The 18,074-nt window shown below is 40.5% G+C and carries 16 protein-coding genes; 6 read left to right on the plus strand and 10 right to left on the minus strand.

What is annotated here, in order from left to right; all coding sequences use genetic code 11:
• Positions 1–157: 157 nt before the first annotated feature.
• Both FTT77_RS11635 and alc read right to left on the minus strand, forming a co-directional pair.
• Positions 158–658 carry an ureidoglycolate lyase gene (locus tag FTT77_RS11635; RefSeq protein ID WP_180109332.1) on the minus strand — a complete coding sequence of 167 codons (501 nt, stop codon included), beginning with the start codon at positions 656–658 and terminating at the stop codon, positions 158–160.
• A gap of 89 nt (positions 659–747) precedes the next feature.
• Positions 748–1,755: an allantoicase gene (gene alc, locus FTT77_RS11640; RefSeq protein ID WP_180109333.1), complete on the minus strand. Its 1,008-nt coding sequence runs from the start codon at positions 1,753–1,755 to the stop codon at positions 748–750.
• A gap of 208 nt (positions 1,756–1,963) precedes the next feature.
• Here alc and hpxO point away from each other — a divergent pair, with 208 nt between their 5' ends.
• Entirely contained in the window at positions 1,964–3,121 is a 1,158-nt protein-coding gene (gene hpxO / locus FTT77_RS11645; protein ID WP_180109334.1) for an FAD-dependent urate hydroxylase HpxO, read from the plus strand.
• A 105-nt stretch (positions 3,122–3,226) separates the two neighbouring features.
• On the opposite strand, the gene FTT77_RS11650 is transcribed toward hpxO, so the two are convergent.
• Positions 3,227–4,156: a LysR family transcriptional regulator gene (locus FTT77_RS11650; RefSeq protein WP_078190745.1), complete on the minus strand. Its 930-nt coding sequence runs from the start codon at positions 4,154–4,156 to the stop codon at positions 3,227–3,229.
• Between the two features lie 248 nt (positions 4,157–4,404).
• Between FTT77_RS11650 and FTT77_RS11655 the strand changes: the two genes are divergently transcribed.
• Positions 4,405–5,460: an aromatic ring-hydroxylating dioxygenase subunit alpha gene (locus tag FTT77_RS11655; RefSeq protein WP_180109335.1), complete on the plus strand. Its 1,056-nt coding sequence runs from the start codon at positions 4,405–4,407 to the stop codon at positions 5,458–5,460.
• An 85-nt stretch (positions 5,461–5,545) separates the two neighbouring features.
• On the opposite strand, the gene FTT77_RS11660 is transcribed toward FTT77_RS11655, so the two are convergent.
• Positions 5,546–5,986 carry a DUF2147 domain-containing protein gene (locus FTT77_RS11660; RefSeq protein WP_168379617.1) on the minus strand — a complete coding sequence of 147 codons (441 nt, stop codon included), beginning with the start codon at positions 5,984–5,986 and terminating at the stop codon, positions 5,546–5,548.
• A 524-nt stretch (positions 5,987–6,510) separates the two neighbouring features.
• Between FTT77_RS11660 and FTT77_RS11665 the strand changes: the two genes are divergently transcribed.
• Positions 6,511–7,347, plus strand: coding sequence for an SDR family oxidoreductase (locus FTT77_RS11665; protein ID WP_180109336.1), 837 nt, complete (start codon positions 6,511–6,513; stop codon positions 7,345–7,347).
• Positions 7,348–7,528: 181 nt separating this feature from the next.
• Here FTT77_RS11665 and benE read toward each other — a convergent pair whose 3' ends face one another.
• The 6 genes from benE to catA all read right to left on the minus strand — a co-directional run bounded on the left by benE (position 7,529) and on the right by catA (position 13,637).
• Positions 7,529–8,752, minus strand: a complete 1,224-nt coding sequence (gene benE / locus FTT77_RS11670) for a benzoate/H(+) symporter BenE (RefSeq protein WP_180027183.1) — start codon at positions 8,750–8,752, stop codon at positions 7,529–7,531.
• A 64-nt stretch (positions 8,753–8,816) separates the two neighbouring features.
• Positions 8,817–9,602 (minus strand): benzoate diol dehydrogenase BenD, encoded by a 786-nt coding sequence (gene benD / locus FTT77_RS11675; protein WP_180027182.1) that lies wholly within the window; start codon positions 9,600–9,602, stop codon positions 8,817–8,819.
• 14 nt (positions 9,603–9,616) lie between these two features.
• Positions 9,617–10,633 carry a benzoate 1,2-dioxygenase electron transfer component BenC gene (benC, locus tag FTT77_RS11680; protein ID WP_078190731.1) on the minus strand — a complete coding sequence of 339 codons (1,017 nt, stop codon included), beginning with the start codon at positions 10,631–10,633 and terminating at the stop codon, positions 9,617–9,619.
• 94 nt (positions 10,634–10,727) lie between these two features.
• Positions 10,728–11,237, minus strand: a complete 510-nt coding sequence (gene benB / locus FTT77_RS11685; protein ID WP_180109337.1) for a benzoate 1,2-dioxygenase small subunit — start codon at positions 11,235–11,237, stop codon at positions 10,728–10,730.
• A complete protein-coding gene (gene benA, locus FTT77_RS11690) occupies positions 11,234–12,631 on the minus strand; it encodes a benzoate 1,2-dioxygenase large subunit (protein ID WP_180106481.1) in 1,398 nt (465 codons plus the stop codon). Before benA ends, benB begins: the two co-directional genes overlap by 4 nt.
• Before the next feature lie 85 nt (positions 12,632–12,716).
• Positions 12,717–13,637, minus strand: a complete 921-nt coding sequence (gene catA, locus FTT77_RS11695; RefSeq protein WP_180109338.1) for a catechol 1,2-dioxygenase — start codon at positions 13,635–13,637, stop codon at positions 12,717–12,719.
• 281 nt (positions 13,638–13,918) lie between these two features.
• Here catA and FTT77_RS11700 point away from each other — a divergent pair, with 281 nt between their 5' ends.
• The 3 genes from FTT77_RS11700 (at position 13,919) to FTT77_RS11710 (ending at position 17,838) form a co-directional block, all read left to right on the plus strand.
• Positions 13,919–14,833: a LysR family transcriptional regulator gene (locus tag FTT77_RS11700; protein WP_180073804.1), complete on the plus strand. Its 915-nt coding sequence runs from the start codon at positions 13,919–13,921 to the stop codon at positions 14,831–14,833.
• 191 nt (positions 14,834–15,024) lie between these two features.
• The gene (locus tag FTT77_RS11705; RefSeq protein WP_180109339.1) at positions 15,025–16,398 is read left to right on the plus strand and encodes an MFS transporter; all 1,374 of its coding nucleotides are present in this window, start codon (positions 15,025–15,027) and stop codon (positions 16,396–16,398) included.
• Between the two features lie 126 nt (positions 16,399–16,524).
• Positions 16,525–17,838, plus strand: a complete 1,314-nt coding sequence (locus FTT77_RS11710) for a DcaP family trimeric outer membrane transporter (protein ID WP_180073806.1) — start codon at positions 16,525–16,527, stop codon at positions 17,836–17,838.
• The last annotated feature ends 236 nt before the right edge of the window (positions 17,839–18,074 follow it).

The raw sequence follows: 18,074 nt of genomic DNA on the forward strand, positions 1-18,074 counted from the left end.
ATAGTTTGTATAGAATAAATAAAGCCCTCTAAATTGAGGGCTTTTTTAATGCGTTATGTTTAAATTAAATAATATCAAGAGATGAAATAAATTATGTATTAACAGATGGTTAGATGGTTTTTAGTCTATTTAACTCTAAGTATTTAAGCTAAAAAAATTAATTTGAAATGTGAATAGGCGTAGGGAACTGGAACACATCACAATTATGTCCAGTGCCAATCCGATCGATGACGGCAAAGCTACTTGGTGCTTCGAGTGTCAGGAGAGGATGATGCCATGTTCCTGCACGATAGTTGACTCCTTGGCTACCATCAGTGATGAAAGCACATAGCTGTGTAAGATCAGGGCTGTGATCATCCAACGCAGGTGCAACTACCACTAAAAAAGCCTGCGCTTGCATTGGAATAAACGCTTGTGAGCCGTTGGGATGACGCTCCAACATCGAAATCGTAAAAGGCAATTCAGTGGTTTTGATATTTCTAAAGATGCTAATTCCAGCAACCGCATCACCTGAAATTTCTGTTTCCACGAGGGCATGATATCGCTCTGTATGTGTGTCATTGATGTGGAAAAAATCATGTCCAGTTGTGCAAATGACCTCTCCAAAAGGCGCAAAGCCTTCAATACTGAGAGCTTGTATTTTTATGCTGTGTGTCATGTTTAGATATCTTATAGGGCATTTAATTAAAAAAATTGAAACCATACAAATAGGAAGCACGAAGGCTTCCTATGTAATTAACACTGTAATTAAGGATGTATTTTTCCCCATAACCGTATGCGGCTAATCCCCCCGTCAGGAATCATATTGATGCGGATATGCGATATTTTTTCATGCTTTAAAATCTCACTGACAAAGCAATGAATATGATCCATCTGCATGTCTTGTGCATCGAGTAAAAACGGCCAGAACATACTTTGCGGAATCAGTTGAGGGTCAGTGGCATCTTCTACATAGATCGCTTGTATGGAAACCTGCGCAGGGAAGTTGCCTTTAAAATGGGCAGTATCAATATCAATTTTCTCTATTGCACCAGATTGACCCAAAGCCAAAATACACCAGTCAAAACCTGGTGCACGGCGACGTTTAGTTTCCCAACCATCTCCCATATTGATGCCGCGGCCAGGGTTAATTAAGTTTCGTGGATGCCCAAAATGAGCATCACTATAAGCAATAACACGTCCACCATTTTCTAGCGCAACGAGGTCTAATGTGCTCGTACTGTCTTGAATTTGAACCTGAACTTCACCATAGACTTTAAATCGCGCAATACCGCCGTCTGGGTATATATTTAAACGCACATGGGTAAACACCTGATCATTTGAGACCTTCAATATATGGTGCTGGCTCGGGCCCAATACGGTATTGTCTAAGATATTGACCCATACTGCCTGTGCTAGCTCGCCATTCGGAGCAAAGCAGGCTTCAACTGATGCGGAAGCTGGATAATTCCCTGTAAAGAATGTTGTATCTATATCTAAGGCTTGAATTCGACCAGCAACACCGAGTTGCATAATTGCCCAATCATAACCAGCATGGCGTTTACGCCGTGTTTCCCAACCATCCATCCATTTGCCATGATCATCAAATTTATCTTCGACAAAGATAGGTGCATTAAATTGAAGCATACGTTTTGCTTCTGCAAAAAAATCATCTGAACATTCAAGTATTTTTGCACCAATACGGTCATCTGCTAAATTTGTAAGTGTCTGTAATTGTGCAGGAATATCAAAACTTGGTGCGAGTAAAGTCGCCATATATAAAATCCATTCACTATTTTCATTTAAAACATATGCATTTAGTTTTCAGTGTTAAAAATTTAACAATTGATAAAAACAAGCATTTACACGTGTTTAGAAGCACAGCGTGTGCCAACTTTAGAATTTTTTATTGCTTGTTTGAAAAAATGGCATGCTTTTCGCTTTTTAGGAGGAAGATATTTAAAAAAACACAGGGGAGTTATAGATGGACATTACAATTATTGGTGCAGGTATGGCGGGCCTAACGACTGGGATCGCTTTGAAAAAATTCGGACACCAAGTAACCATCTATGAACAGGCAGAACAAATTTTACCTGTTGGAGCCGCTATTTCTTTATGGTCTAACGGTGTCAAATGTTTGAACTATTTGGGGCTAACCGAACAAGTCGAAAAGCTCGGTGGCAAGATGGATCATTTAGCCTATATCGATGGTTTAACGGGCGATGTTATGACGCAGTTTAGTCTGTTTCCTTTAATCGAAGAAGTTGGTCAGCGACCTTATCCAGTTTCACGTGCAGATTTACAAAATATGCTTATGGATGAATTTGGTCGTGAGAATATTCATCTAGGCAAAAAAATGGTGAGCTTCTCAGAACAAGATGATCAAGTGATCACACATTTTGCCGACGGAAGTGAGGTTCAGGCTGATTTATTGGTTGGAGCCGATGGTACACATTCACTGACACGGGCATATGTATTGGGTGAACAAGTTGACCGCCGCTATGCAGGTTATGTCAATTGGAACGGTTTAGTCAACATTTCAGAAGAATTTGCTGCGGCAGATCAATGGACGACATTTGTAGGAGAAGGTAAACGTGTTTCGCTGATGCCCGTTGCCGACAACCGATTCTATTTCTTCTTTGATGTCCCTTTAGCAGCAGGCTTAGAAAATGACCGCACACAATATAAGGCCTTATTTAAAGAATACTTTAAAGGTTGGTGTGAACCGGTGCAAAAGCTGATTGATGCTGTAGATGCCCAAAAAACCAATCGGGTAGAAATTCATGATATTGAACCTTTTGCAGATTTCTACAAAGGTTGTGTGGTGATTGTGGGTGATGCAGCACACAGTACAACGCCGGATATTGGACAAGGCGGCTGCCAAGCAATGGAAGACGCAATTTATTTAGCCCGTTCTTTGCAAATCAATACTTTAGGGTTGCAAGATTCATTGCGTCGTTATCAAAATAAACGTAATGAACGTGCCAATGAATTGGTTCTGCGAGCGCGTAAGCGTTGTGATGTGACCCATATGAAAGATGAAAGTGTGACGCGTGAATGGTATGCAGAACTGCGTAAGGAACAAGGCAATCATATTATGAAAGGCATTATCAGTAATATTGTAGGTAATCCATTGGATTAAAAAAATAAACTAATAAAACTTTAGCTTTCAGCAGCCAGTACGGGTTATTCGCACTGGCTTTTTTTTACAAAAAAATATGTGACAAAAAAAGCTTAAATAATGGTTTTAGGGGTTCAAAGATTTTAAATTGATCTTAATTTCTTCCATTTTTTCCACCAAAAGATTAATCATGATCTGAGAAATTCGAGAGGTTTGGCGTTTCGATGCGACACATAAAGCAATGGTCAAACTGTGTAAGCCTTTTTCACGGATCGGTTTAAAAATAATCTTATTATTCTCAAGCAGTGGCAAAGCATCCATGTATGACATCAAACTGATGCCTAATTGTTGCTGAACCAATGACAATATCATTCTAATGTCATTACATTCGATCTTTTGAATCGGACTAAACTTATGATGTTTATATAAAGTCTGTACATATTCACTAATAATGAGTGGATCACTCGGTAAAATATGCCGTTCATTTAACGTATCTGAAAGATAGATTTTATCCATCCCACCCAAGGTATGATGCGGCGACATTACAAAGCCCAACGGAATTTCTATAAAGGATAAAATCTCTAATTGGCTATGGCTTTTGGGATTTAAAATAATGCCAAAATCTAATTCTGCATCGACTATTTTTCTAGAAATGTCTTCACTGCTATTCATGCTGATGTTGAGGTTGATCCACGGATAGGTTTCAGCCATCTTTTGAATGCAGTCGACGACAAAACTGTCATTCAAAGCCGCAATAAAGCCCATTTCAATGTTTCCACGGTTCAAACCTTGGATTTCATCAAATCGAGTACGCGTCAGCTGATACTCTTTTTGCCATTTTAATAAATCGGCATACAGTAATTCACCTGCAAGCGTCAGTTTTAAGCCCTGAGGTAGTCGTTCAAATAGGGCAACCCCGAGTTCTTCCTCTGCCAAAACGATTTGTCGATGTACTGCCGAGACTGAAATAAAGAGTTGTTCAGCAGCTTTGCGCAGACTTCCAGTCCGTGCAACCGCCATAAAATATTCAGAAAATCTAGAAAAAGTAATCGACATACAGGCTTCAATCTCTATCGCGTCATCAGCGAATCATAATGTTATGCATTTTAAGCGATATTCATGCCAGCTTTATCAAATCGTGCAGAGATCAATGCTTAATGTTCTAAAAAACAGAACAATCTATGCAAATCATTCTAATAGACAGAAATGTGTTTAGAATTTAATTTCGACTTAGAAAATAAGGATTTAGCAAAATTTAAATAGCGCTAAATGCTAAAGAAATATTGCAATTGTCGAGATGAACTATGAATGCCATTCCAGTACTCAATTTATTTACCCAACCTCAGTGCAGTACATTTGATGCCAACGACTGGAATATTTTGGCGCAGCATTGGTATCCCGTTGCACGTGTAGAAGATGTTTCGACTGAACCGCAACAAGTGCAATTACTCGATGTAAAAATGGCGTTATATCAAACTGAAAGTGAAAAAATTCATTTAGTTCGTGATATCTGTCCACATCGAGGGGTGCCATTAACCAAAGGCTGGGTCAAGGGTGAAGACATCATTTGTCCATACCATGGTTTACATTATAACGGCGCAGGAAAGTGTGTAAAAATTCCTGCACAGCCTGAGTTGACACAAATTTCAGAGCGTTTTTCATTAACTAAATTTCCAGTCGTATTGAAATATGGATTGGTGTGGACCAGTTTATTTAACCGAGATGAATCTACGGCCAATTTTCCAGATTTAGACACGTGGGATACAGAGCCGCACCAATCTATATTGCCACCTTATGTAGATATTGGTGGTTCAAGTGGGCGTCAGCTCGAAGGCTTTATTGATGTTGCACATTTCGCATGGGTGCATCATGAGAGCTTTGCAGACCGTGAAAATCCTAAAGTACAAAAATATTCGACAGTACGTACGGACTATGGACTACATACAGAATATCTTAGTGATGTGAGTAATTATCCGCATGGCTTACAACATTTAGCGCCAGAAGATTTTTTATGGAAAAGAACGTTTGATGTCTATCCGCCATTTTCTGCAATTTTAACCATCGATTTTCCTGAAAATGGAGTGTTAAAAATATTAAATGCCTGTTGTCCTGTATCGCATAATAAAACCCGTTTATTTGTGCCTTTAACTCGTAATTTTGATACCACAGGCGATTTACAAGCGGTCTATGATTTTAATGCACAAATTTTTGCTGAAGATCAGGACATGGTGGAAAGTCAAAAACCTGAGGAATTGCCACTGGATATCAGTATGGAGGCGCATTTCGAAGCAGATCGCTCATCGACAACCTATCGTCGAATATTAGCCGAATGGGGGCTAAGCAAACGTTATACCGTTTAATTTTTATTTTCGAATAATTTCATTCTTGGTTTTCATACAAAAAAAGCGACTCAATCGAGCCGCTTTTGACTTTGTACATAAAGGATTAGTTTACACGTATCCATGTTTGGCTGCGTCCAAGCGCAGATACACCAATATAGCCACGACCATTCAAGGTCTTGCCGTCATTCGACATTTTGGCATTGAAACTATAGGTTTTACCATTTTTCGGGTCAGTAATTTTACCGCCGTCATAGGTATTTTTACCGGTATTTTTCAAACCATTCACGATTTGCACACCGAGTAGTGGTTTATTGTGGAATTTACCTACACATTTTTGGCAGTTTTCTGCTTCACCCGGGGTGAGTACATCAACGATTTTTGCAGATAAAACGCCCTTTGATGTTTCATTAAATTGAACTACAGATAAAGGTTTTTTGGTTTGGTCATCGATGGTTTTCCATTTAGTACCATGCAATGGATCAGCAGCCAAAGCTAAGCTAGACACCAGTGACAAACCGATTAGGCTAAGAGTTGTTTTTATCATTTTAGAACCTCTATTGAACATAGTAAGAGATGTGCATCCCTGATCTTCCAAAGGGTGGATACACAAGACTTGGAAAATTACAAAGCATCAGCCTTGTTGTCTTCAAGGGCTATATTCACAAAAAAATAAGTATATATTGTGGATTTTATATACTGATTTTGAATATGTAGAATCTGGATCGTGTAGAAAAATAGAATAAATGTTGAGCTTTGTTTATAACATTTGGGATTTGTATCACTTTTATAAATATCAAACGCTGTTTGAGCTGAAAAATTTAGAGCTACAATCCCAAAAAAAGCCGGAGCTAAAAGGCTCATTTAAGTTTTCAATTTTTGCTCTAATCATGTTGAATTACATTAATTTGATTTGAAGCAATAACGCTAAAGAGCTATGTATAGCATTCATATTTTACAATTAAATAAAATCATTTCATTCATAGATCAGTTCTCGTTAAGCTTGTGTTATGAATAATATGAAAATGCAGCTTGTTCACTGAACGAGATTAAGTGTGTATAGGAATAACGATGAAAAATTTTAACAACAAAGTCGCAGCCATTACTGGAGCAGGTTCAGGTATTGGGCAGCAGTTAGCCATTCAACTGGCTCAATCAGGTGCGCATCTAGCATTAAGTGATCGCAACCTTGACGGTCTTGCACAAACGGCTGAAATGATTAAGTACACCGGTGTGAAAATAATTCAGACCCAATTAGATGTGTCTGATCGTGCCGCTGTAGAGCAATGGGCGGCTGCAACCCAAGCTGAATTTGGCCAGGTCAATTTGATCTTTAATAATGCAGGTGTCGCGTTAGCCAGTACTGTAGAAGGTATGCATTATGATGAAATTGAGTGGATTATGAATATTAATTTCTGGGGCGTGGTATATGGGACAAAAGCATTTTTACCGTATTTAAAACAAAGTGGCGATGGACATATAGTTAATATTTCCAGCTTATTTGGTTTGACGGCTCAACCGACTCAAAGTGCCTATAATGCAACGAAGTTTGCGGTACGAGGTTTTACTGAATCTTTACGCCAAGAATTAGACTTGGAAAATGCTGGAGTCAGCGCAACTTGCGTGCATCCGGGTGGGATTCGAACCAATATTGCAAATAGCGCGCGTATGAGTGACAGTATTCGTGCGTTAGGGATGAACCCAGATAGGGCAACCAAAGCATTTAATAAAGTGCTAAAAACACCGCCTGAAGTCGCAGCAAAAGTCATTTTAGATGCGGTAAAGCAGAATAAACGTCGAGTTTTAATTGGTAATGATGCCAAAATTATTGATTTAATTCAGCGAATTGCACCTACATGTTATGCCCAAGCCATAGATCTACTTAGTGGTAAGAAAAAACGTAAATAATTCAAAGATAAGTAAAAAAGGGATGATGCAACATGATCCCTTTTTTATCCTATAGAGCTCTTAATTTCGAATATTGAATTTTTAAGTTTATAAATGACAAGAAAATCAAAAAATTGAGTTTTCGATTAAACAAAGAAGATGTAGTGTTCCATCTTCTTTGTATTGGCAATGCGTTTGGACATTATGAACTTTTAGAATCTTGAGTCGTTGTCATCGGTGCTTGTGTGGCTACTCGTTTGGTCAAAATGACATGTGCAGCGACACCGATACAAATCCCCCAAAATACTGAGCTTAGCCCTAAAAAATGCATACCTGAGGCTGTCGCTAAAAAAGTGATTAGCGCCGCATCACGGTTGGCCTCATTTTTCATCGCAACGGACATGTTTGTTCCAATCGCACCTAATAACGCTAAACCTGCAAGTGCAGCGACCAACTCTTTAGGTAATAGGCTAAATAACATGACAATACTGCCTGCAAATAAGCCGCCTAAAATATAAAAAATACCATTGGCAATACCGGCTATATAACGTTTTTCTTTTAGTTCATGTGCATCTTTGCCCATACACATGGCTGCGGTAATAGACGCCAAAACAATGGTAATACCTCCGACACATGCGACAGCGAGCGAGGCAATACTGGTCGCAGTGATAATGGGCTTAGCTGGCGTGTCATATCCACTTAGTTTCATGATCGCCATCCCCGGAAGGAACTGACCACTCAGACTGACTAAAATTAAGGGAATCGCCAAATTTAAAGTCGAGTTCCAAGTCCAAACTGGAGCAATAAACTGCGGTATAGCGAGTTGAAAATTCACATCAACAGGATTAATTTTTCCTAATGTAAAACTCAGGATGACACCAGTCAGTAAGACCCAAATCATCGCGTAGCGTGGCGAAAGTCTTTTCGATATGAGAAAGACCAATAACATGCCAAAGACAATGATCGGCATACTATCTGTCGCAGTGAACAGTCCAAGTCCAAACTGAAATAAAATACCTGCCATCATTCCCGCAGCGACATCTTGAGGAATCCATTTTAAGAGTTTGTCAAAATAGCCAGTGATGCCAATCAAGAAAATAACAATAGCGGACGTGATATAAGCTGCTATGGCTTCATTCAGTGAAATATTCGGAAATAGGGTGACTAAAAGGGCTGTACCGGGCGCTGACCACGCGGTAATCACCGGGGTTTTATATTTAATAGAGAGATAAATACCCGCCAGCGCAGCACCAATAGAAATCCCCCAAATCCATGAAATCATCATGGCTGGGGAAACTTGAGCTTTTTGTGCGGCTTGGAAAAAAATAATCAGTGGGCCTGAATATGAAATCAGCACGGCTAAAAATCCTGCAACCGTCGCTGAGATCGACCAATCTTCTTTTAATGTTTTTAACAGGGGTGCCATCGCTTTTGCCTCCATGCGACTATGTCAATGAGCCTGTTGAATTAAACCAATGACGGTATAGCGTTTAACCTTGATCTCCACCACCAACAGGGACGACTGTTCCTGTCATATAAGATGAATCATCGGATGCCAAAAATAAGATGGCATTCACTTGTTCCTGAATTGTGCCATAGCGTCCCAAGAATGTACGGTCAATGGTTTGATCGACCACGTCTTGCATCCATTGTTTTTCATGATCTGACAATGGATTGGTATTTCTTGGTACTTTTCGTGGTGGGGCTTCTGTGCCACCTGTGGCTACGGCATTGACTCGAATACCATCTTTGGCATGTTCAAAAGCGAGAGCAGCGGTTAAGCCATTAACCCCACCTTTTGACGCTGAATATGGCACACGGTTAATACCACGGGTTGCAATAGAAGATACATTTACAATTGTCCCTTGCTGATTTTGAATCATTTCAGGTAACACGGCTCGGCAGCACCAGAGGGTTGGAAATAATGAACGATTAACTTCCTTAATGATTTCTTCTTCTGAAAATTCTTGGAAGGGCTTCATCCAAATCGCACCGCCAACGTTATTGATTAAAATATCAATTCGGCCATATTTTTCAATGGCTTGAGCAGCAACTGATTGAGCGCCTGCAAATGTTTCAAGATTGGCTTTAACAATAATGGCATCGCCATTGTGGGCTTGAATATCGTTAAGCGTCTCTTCAACAAAATCTGAGAGATCTGCCAATACCACTTGAGCGCCTTCTCGAGCCACTTGTAGTGCTACTCCACGACCGATACCTTGAGCGGCACCGGTAACGATGACAACTTTATTGTTAAATCTGGCTTGTTCTGACATTAAACTATTCTCCCTTAATTCGCTGAGAATTTTTCAAACAAAAAGTTTGCAGGTTTAACGCCTTCGGTATCTAACCAGCCACGTACCGCTTCGACCATCGGTACAGGACCACAGAGGTAAATATCCACATCGCCATTGTTTAACCAATCTTTTTCAACATGACTGGTCACATAGCCTTTACGTTCATGCTGTGACTCAGGGTGAGCGACCACAGTACGGTATTCGAACCACGGGAGTTTGCTTTGTAATTCATCGAGCTTGTCTTTTGCTACGATGTCAAAGTCATTGGTTACGCCAAATACAAGACGAACAGGTTGTTCAGAACCTTTTTCTTCAAGCACTTGTAACATGGACATAAACGGCGCAATACCTGTACCACCTGCAAGCATGACCACAGGGCGGACAACATTACGCAGATAAAAACTACCAAAAGGTCCTTTGAAGGTCATTTTGTCGCCGGCTTTCGCATCGGCACTCAGGAAAGTACTCATTTTGCCTTCAGGGACATTACGAACCACGAAGCCTGTTAAACGATTGCCCGGCTTTGAACTAAACGAATACGAACGAGTTTCTTCAGTCCCCGGAATGCCGACATTGACGTATTGACCTGCCAAGAAGTTAATGTCAGGTTGACCTTCATCCAGTTGAATATCAAAGGTAATCGTAGAATCCGACATATTTTCAACACGAGACAATGTGCCTTGAAACTCATGAATTTCAGTTTTACACACGTCAGATGATGCACTGATTTGGAAAACCGCATCTGAACTAGGACGACATTGGCAAGCTAAAATATAACCTTGCTCTGCTTCTTCGGGGGTTAAAGCGTCTTCGATATAAGATTCTTCAGGCATGTCGTAAGTACCCGACTCACAAAATGCACGGCATGTCCCGCATGCGCCATCACGGCAATCTAGAGGGATATTGATTTTTTGACGATAGGCTGCGTCGGATAGGGTTTCACCTTGAGCAACACTAATAAAACGAGTAACGCCATCTTCAAATTGAAGTGCAACATTATGGTTTGACATGGCTGAATATCCTTTTGAAAATCTGGTATAACGTGTCCTTTCAGCCAAATATCCTTCTGGCTGAAAGTTAAACCTTGCTTAGTGAAATAAGCTTTTATAGGTGATAAATATCAATAACTTGGTTGATATAATCGTTTTTCAGAACAACATATTTGCTGAGGATTTTTGGCTGCTCGCCTGAAAAATCAATTTCATAACGTGACATGCCAAAGTAGCTATAGTTGGTTTTGTAGCGGAAACTTAAGGTGTTCCAGTTAAAACGCACCGTCACTTTTTCGCCATCACGTTCAATAATCTCGACATTATTAATGTTATGGCTGGTGCGGGTATCTGGCATCGTTGCAGATGAACGCTCAGTTTTAATGCGGAAGACACGGTCTTCTAAACCTTGGCGGTCTGGATAATAAATTAAAGAAATCTCAGACTGAGGATCTTCCGTTAGGCGGTCGTCGTCATCCCAAGCCGGCATCCAAAATGATGCAGATGGGGCATAGCACTCTAGCCATTCATCCCACTTTTCATCATCTAAAAAACGCGCTTCGCGGTAGAGGAACTGAGATACAGCTTCAATGCTTACGCTGTCTAAATGTGCAGTTGCATTCATGCGACATCTCCTTGTTCATTTGCGACTTGTTGTGCCAATTCTTTTTCTTCAGCGATGGCATGTTTCATGGTTTTTAACCAATATTGATGCTGAGCAAGGTAAAGACCTTCATCTTCGGTTTTGATGCCACTTAATAGTGGTTTTAATCCAATTTCATTGGCTGCATCATCCGGTCCATGAATCCAGTGTTTTGAACCACGGCACATGTCGTTCCATTCCAGTTCAATCCCTGCATAACCTGCTTGGCAGGCACGGAATTCTTCTAAATCGTCAGGTGTTGCCATGCCTGAAGCATTAAAGAAGTCTTCATATTGACGAATACGACGTGTACGTGCTTCTGGCTCTTCACCGACAGGGGCGATACAGTAAATGGTGACTTCAGTTTTATTGACAGAAATCGGGCGTAAAACTCGAATTTGTGAACCAAATTGATCCATCAAATAAACGTTTGGATAAAGACATAGGTTACGTGAACGTTCGATCATCCATTTCGACATCGGCGCGCCAAATTTTTCGGTATATTCATCGGCTTTGCTAAAGTTTGGACGGTCTTCTGGGTTAGCCCATTGTGTCCACAACAACATGTGACCACTGTCAAAACCATAAGAACCACCACCTTGCTTGCCCCAAGAACCCGCACTCATGGCACGAATATTATCTGCCGCTTGTGCTTCTTTACGGTGCTGAGTGGTCGCTGCATAGTTCCAATGCACGGCTGATACGTGATAGCCATCTGCGCCATTTTCAGCTGTCAGTTTCCAGTTACCTTCATAGGTATAGGTAGATGAACCACGTAAAACTTCTAAACCGTTTTCCGACTGACCTTCGATCATGTCGATAATTTTGGTGGTTTCACCTAAGAATTCTTCAAGGCTTGGCACATCAGGATTTAAGCTACCAAATAAAAAGCCTTTATAACTTTCAAAGCGCGCGACTTTTTTCAAGTCATGTGAACCATCTTGGTTAAAGCAATCTGAATAACCAGCTTCAGCAGGGTCTTTAACTTTGAGCAATTTACCTGAGTTATTAAAAGTCCAACCATGGAATGGACAGGTGTAGGTTGCTTTGTTGCCTTTTTTATAACGACATAACTGTGCGCCACGGTGTGAGCAGGCATTGATCATGGCATTCAATTCACCATTACGGTTACGTGCAATGATAATGGGCTGGCGACCGATATGAGTCGTGTAATAATCATTGTTATTTGGAATTTGGCTTTCATGTGCCAAATATACCCAGTTACCTTCAAAAATGTATTTCATTTCAAGATCAAACAACGCTTGATCGGTAAATACTGAGCGGTGCAGTTTAAATTCACCAGTGTCAAAATTATCGACAAGAAGTTCATCAATACGATCTAGATGGCTGGTGTTAATTACAGGAATACGTGGCATGTCCATTCTCCGACTGTCCAATGAGGGGATAGTCGCCGAGTTGTCAAACTTGGATGAGACAGCTCGGCTTCCTTTGAGTGAGTAATTAAGCGCTAGCTCGTCGACGATCAACTTCAGTATTTGGTGCTGCGGCTTGTTCTTTAACTAACTCAACATTAAAGCTAATGTGCTTAAACGGTTGGTTTAGACCACGACGCGCAATTTCAGCTTCGTCTGTGATATCAACAGCAGTTGCTACCAGACCATCACGAGTTGCAAAGGCAAAGTCGTCCCAAAGGTATTTATCACCTTCGATGTTGAATTGAGTGGTTAGCTTGCGGTAACCTGGTGCAGAGATAAAATAATGTACATGCGATGGACGGTTACCATGACGGCCTAATTTGTCTAAAACAAATTGAGTTGTACCTTCTGGAGGGCAGCCATAACCAACGGGCATCGTAGTTTGTGCAACATATTTACCGTCTTGGTCAGAAAGAATCGTACGGCGAAGGTTAAAGTCAGATTGAGACTTATCAAAGAAAGAATAGTTACCTAGGCTGTTGGCATGCCAAATTTCAACTTTAGCGCCTTCAATGATGTTGCCTTCGGTATCTGTTACTGTACCTTCAATAAACAGTGTTGGAATTTTATCGGTTTCCGTACCATCATCCATACGAGCAAAGCCCACTGATTTAGGTGCGCCAGCCACATATAAAGGGCCTTCAATGGTACGTGGTGTACCACCTGTAATACCTGCTTTCGCATCAGCTTCATCCGCACGTAAATCAAGATAGTGCTCTAAACCTAAACCTGCGGCTAAAAGACCTAATTCGTTTGCTTGACCCGCGTCTGTAAAATACTCTAGACCTTTCCATAGTTCAGTTTGAGTAATATCCAGATCTTCAATCGCTTGGAATAAATCACCCAATAAACGTACCACAACTTGTTGTACACGTTGGTCAACAGGCCCTGTCGCTGTATCTACGTTCATTTGTTTAACCAGAACATCAATCTCTTGACGGTTCATACTATATCTCCTTAAGTATGCATTTAAGTATGGGTGGCTATCACTCGATAAAAGAGGTCTTTGGCTGCCACGTTCCTTGTTTGGTTGTCTAACAATACTTTTTAAGTTGTTTCGTGTAGCGGCTGAAGCTTCTTTCAGGTAATGCACTGCACGATGTTTTTGATCTGTTGGATGGGATTAAATTTGCTTAATCCTGTCTATGTGATATACCTTAAAAGAATAAAATCTTCACGTCGAAGATCAAATTTGCATTTTATTATACTTAATAGGTATCGATAACCATGGAACTAAGACACTTAAGATACTTTGTCGCGGTGGTTGAAGAGCAGAGTTTTACCAAAGCGGCAGAAAAACTATATATAGCTCAACCACCTTTGAGTCGGCAGATTCAAAATTTGGAACATGAGCTTGGAATTCAGTTATTTGAACGAGGTAGCCGTCCGCTTAAGACTACAGAAGCAGGTCAGTTTTTTTATCATCATGCTTTAAAACTTTTGTCTAATGCAGAAGAAATTAAATCAATGACGAAACGAATCGGTTTGACAGAACGGACCGTGACAATCGGTTTTGTGAGCTCTTTATTGTTTGGTTTACTTTCGAATATTTTGTATTTATTTAAACAACAACATCCACATTTAAAAATAGAAATGGAGGAAATGGCGACCACTGAACAAATTAAAGCATTAAAAGAAGGTCGTATAGATGTCGGCTTTGGGCGTTTGCGTATTTCAGACCCCGCGATCAAACGGGTTTTACTGCGTGAAGAACGCTTAGTGGTAGCCTTACATGCCAGTCATCCTTTTGCACAAAAAAAGGAAGGTATATATCTTGCAGATCTGATCGATCAGCAATTGATTTTTTATCCAAATCACAACAAACCAAACTTTTCGACCCAAGTGCGTGGCATATTTTCAGAGTATGGTTTGGAACCTAAAAAAGTACGTGAAGTTCGTGAATTACAACTGGCATTGGGCTTTGTTGCGGCGAACGAAGGGGTTTGTATCACCCCAATGAGTGCCCAAAGTGTGCAATTAACACATTTAACCTTTGTTCCTATCTTAGACGAAGCCGCGATTAGCCCTGTATTTATGGCTGTGCGTAATATGGATGAAAGCGAAGATATTCGTGGTTTATTTGATAGTGTTTATCAAGTGTATGATTTAGAAGCGATTCCATATGATCGTGCTGTGTTTTAAGTAATGTGTTGATAGACGTTCAGATGAACTGCAGTTATGAAATGATCTATTTAAATAAAGCGGAATCAAGGGATTAATTTGTATTTAACTTTTTAGGTATACAAACATGCCTAATCGGTTTTGGACATTAAGCACCAACTTATTCATTGTGAAAAGCGAATTTTACAAGCTTCACAATTAGGAGGTGGGCTATGCAAAACCAGAAAATTAATATTAATACCTTGGTTGATGAAGCCAAATTTACGCCATTTCATTGGGGTGTTTTGATTTGGTGTCTTTTGATTATTATTTTTGACGGTTATGACTTGGTGATCTATGGCGTTGCCTTACCGTTGTTGATGCAAGAATGGTCCTTATCTGCGGTACAAGCCGGCTTACTGGCAAGTACGGCTTTATTTGGCATGATGTTTGGTGCCATGTGTTTTGGCACACTGTCCGATAAAATTGGTCGTAAAAAAACCATTATGATCTGCGTCGGTATTTTTAGTGGTTTTACCTTTTGCGGCGCTTTTGCAAGTACTCCAGTTGAGTTTGGTATTTTACGCTTTCTTGCCGGTCTAGGCATCGGTGGCGTTATGCCGAACGTTGTGGCATTAATGACAGAATACGCGCCAAAACGTATACGCAGCACCTTGGTTGCACTAATGTTTAGTGGTTATGCCATTGGTGGTATGGCTTCAGCATTATTGGGAGCTTGGTTAGTGCCTGTATATGGCTGGAAAATCATGTTTTATATTGCGATTATTCCATGTCTTGCATTGCCTTTAATCTGGAAATTCCTCCCTGAGTCATTGATGTATTTAACCTCAAAGCATCAAACAGATACGACTCGAACGATTGTCTCTAAAATTGCCCCTGAACAAGTCCTCACAACGGATACGCAATTTGTACTCAATGAAATTTCTGAAGAAGACAAAGCACCGTTAAAAGCATTATTTCAACAAGGGCGTAGTTTCAGTACGTTTATGTTCTGGATTGCATTTTTCATGTGCTTATTGATGGTTTATGCACTTGGAAGTTGGTTACCAAAATTGATGATCCAAGCTGGCTATTCGCTTGGTGCAAGTATGATTTTCCTCTTTGCACTGAATATTGGTGGAATGGTAGGTGCTATTGGTGGTGGTGCTTTGGCAGACCGATTCCATATCAAAAAAGTACTGAGCATCATGTTCATGTGTGGCGCATTGGCTTTAATCTTACTGGGCTTTAACAGTCCGCAAATGGTTCTGTATACCTTAATTGCTGTAGCAGGTGCAGCTACCATCGGTTCGCAAATCCTACTTTATACCTTTGTCGCACAATACTATCCAACCACGGTACGTTCTACAGGTATGGGCTGGGCATCAGGCATTGGACGAATTGGTGCAATCGTTGGACCGGTACTTACTGGTGCGCTGTTAACCATGCATTTGCCACATCAAATGAACTTCTTGGTGATTGCCATTCCCGGTGTTATTGCTGCATTGGCGATCTTTATGGTGAATTTGCAAGCGTCTGTAGAGGCATCTACTCAAGGTCAATCGCCAAAACTCAATACGCAAGCTATCAAAAATCCAGCGAATTAAGCCGATATTTAAAGATTTAACATTACCCCAAAATTTTAAGTTTCCAGGCCCTGATGCACAGCATGAGGGCTAGTGGGAAATTGTGACAAAAAATAAGGAAAGGGCATTGCCCAAATCGAGGTCAGGATGAAAACTCAAAAGCTAAATTTAGTCAAAAAAACCTTTAAAATTAAACCGATGATACTAGCTTGTGCAGTCGCGTTCCCCATGTGGACACATGCGGCAGTCAGCGAAGCTGAAGTTGAACAGTTGCGTGATGAAGTCAAAGCATTAAAAGCCATGATGCAGCAATATGTTCAGCAGCAAAACACTTTGTCGAGTGAAATCAAAGACGTAAAACAAGGATCTGTAGTTGCTGCGCAGAATCAAAAACCGACTCAAACACCGAGCCTGAGTTTAAATACCAAATCGGGCGCTGAGTTTAGCTTGTATGGCAATGTGCGAGCAGATGCATCTTATCAGACAGAAGGCGGCAGCTTATCTCGCCTGTATAACCAAATGAATAGTGTTCCGCTAGAAGGGAATGCTGAAAGTTCAGATCGTTTAAAAGCAACACTTGCTGCCACACGTTTAGGACTAGACTTTAAAACGCCGACTCAAGTGGGAGATGTAGGTGGTAAAATTGAAGTCGACTTTTTGGGTGCAAATGATGGACTACGTATTCGTCATGCCTATTTAACCTATGGTGATTGGTTGGTGGGGCAAACATGGTCTAACTTTGCTGTACCTGATTATATGCCTGAAACCATTGATGCATTGGGCTATGTCGGTGGTGCTGTTAAACGTACACCGCAAGTTCGCTATAGTCACAAATTTAGTCCAGAGACAAATCTTGTACTCGCTGCCGAAGATTCTAAGGATGACAGTTCAAACATGCGTTTGCCTGCATTAACAGCGCGTTTAAACCATAAAATGACAGATACACTCATGTTGAGCGCACGTGCGATGGGTGCTGAAAAGAAAACGGATACGGATACAGAAACCGCATGGGGACTTGGTCTGGGCGCAAAGCTAGATTTGACGGATAAAACAGTGCTCAAAGCGGATTATTACCATGTCAAAGGCGACAGTAGTTTTGTGTCATGGACCAACCAAGGTTTTGTGACCAATGCGGATAAAGACATCATCGCCACCAATGAATTTGACTCGATTACAGTAGGTTTAACTCAACAAATTTCAGCACAATGGCGCGGAACATTGGGCTATGGTTATATGAAAGCAGATAATAATGCAGATTATGTCAACTCATTAGTCGATAAAACCAAGACCAATAAAAACTTGTGGCAAGCTTGGGCAAATTTATTTTATAGCCCTGTTAAGCCGATTTGTTTAGGTCTGGAATATGCCTATGGTGAACGTGAAGCTTTTGGCGCTGCACCAAATGGCAGTACCAAGGGTGAAGATAACAGAATCAATGCAGTCGCGATGTATAACTTCTAATGTCGTTACAGAGAATTGTTTAATTTAAATTGGCTTAGAAATTTCAATATCAATTTAACGAGAGCGTGATTGAAAGTATGTTCAGGATTTGACATCTAACTTTCCGACAATCTTTCAATTCGTGCTCTCAATCCATACATGCCCTTGATCTTTATCGATTGAGGGCTTTTATCTTATTTAGAAACTTTTATTTTTGACTAAAAAATATAATTATCTGTTTTATTTCATTTAACAAA

The organism is Acinetobacter sp. YH01010, from assembly GCF_013420775.1.
Classification (GTDB): domain Bacteria; phylum Pseudomonadota; class Gammaproteobacteria; order Pseudomonadales; family Moraxellaceae; genus Acinetobacter; species Acinetobacter amyesii.

Bases quoted from the DNA above. Each gene is read 5' to 3' on its own strand.
- FTT77_RS11635 (WP_180109332.1), bottom strand. From the start codon at position 658: ATGACACACAGCATAAAAATACAAGCTCTCAGTATTGAAGGCTTTGCG.
- alc (WP_180109333.1), bottom strand. From the start codon at position 1,755: ATGGCGACTTTACTCGCACCAAGTTTTGATATTCCTGCACAATTACAG.
- hpxO (WP_180109334.1), top strand. From the start codon at position 1,964: ATGGACATTACAATTATTGGTGCAGGTATGGCGGGCCTAACGACTGGG.
- FTT77_RS11650 (WP_078190745.1), bottom strand. From the start codon at position 4,156: ATGTCGATTACTTTTTCTAGATTTTCTGAATATTTTATGGCGGTTGCA.
- FTT77_RS11655 (WP_180109335.1), top strand. From the start codon at position 4,405: ATGAATGCCATTCCAGTACTCAATTTATTTACCCAACCTCAGTGCAGT.
- FTT77_RS11660 (WP_168379617.1), bottom strand. From the start codon at position 5,986: ATGATAAAAACAACTCTTAGCCTAATCGGTTTGTCACTGGTGTCTAGC.
- FTT77_RS11665 (WP_180109336.1), top strand. From the start codon at position 6,511: ATGAAAAATTTTAACAACAAAGTCGCAGCCATTACTGGAGCAGGTTCA.
- benE (WP_180027183.1), bottom strand. From the start codon at position 8,752: ATGGCACCCCTGTTAAAAACATTAAAAGAAGATTGGTCGATCTCAGCG.
- benD (WP_180027182.1), bottom strand. From the start codon at position 9,602: ATGTCAGAACAAGCCAGATTTAACAATAAAGTTGTCATCGTTACCGGT.
- benC (WP_078190731.1), bottom strand. From the start codon at position 10,633: ATGTCAAACCATAATGTTGCACTTCAATTTGAAGATGGCGTTACTCGT.
- benB (WP_180109337.1), bottom strand. From the start codon at position 11,237: ATGAATGCAACTGCACATTTAGACAGCGTAAGCATTGAAGCTGTATCT.
- benA (WP_180106481.1), bottom strand. From the start codon at position 12,631: ATGCCACGTATTCCTGTAATTAACACCAGCCATCTAGATCGTATTGAT.
- catA (WP_180109338.1), bottom strand. From the start codon at position 13,637: ATGAACCGTCAAGAGATTGATGTTCTGGTTAAACAAATGAACGTAGAT.
- FTT77_RS11700 (WP_180073804.1), top strand. From the start codon at position 13,919: ATGGAACTAAGACACTTAAGATACTTTGTCGCGGTGGTTGAAGAGCAG.
- FTT77_RS11705 (WP_180109339.1), top strand. From the start codon at position 15,025: ATGCAAAACCAGAAAATTAATATTAATACCTTGGTTGATGAAGCCAAA.
- FTT77_RS11710 (WP_180073806.1), top strand. From the start codon at position 16,525: ATGAAAACTCAAAAGCTAAATTTAGTCAAAAAAACCTTTAAAATTAAA.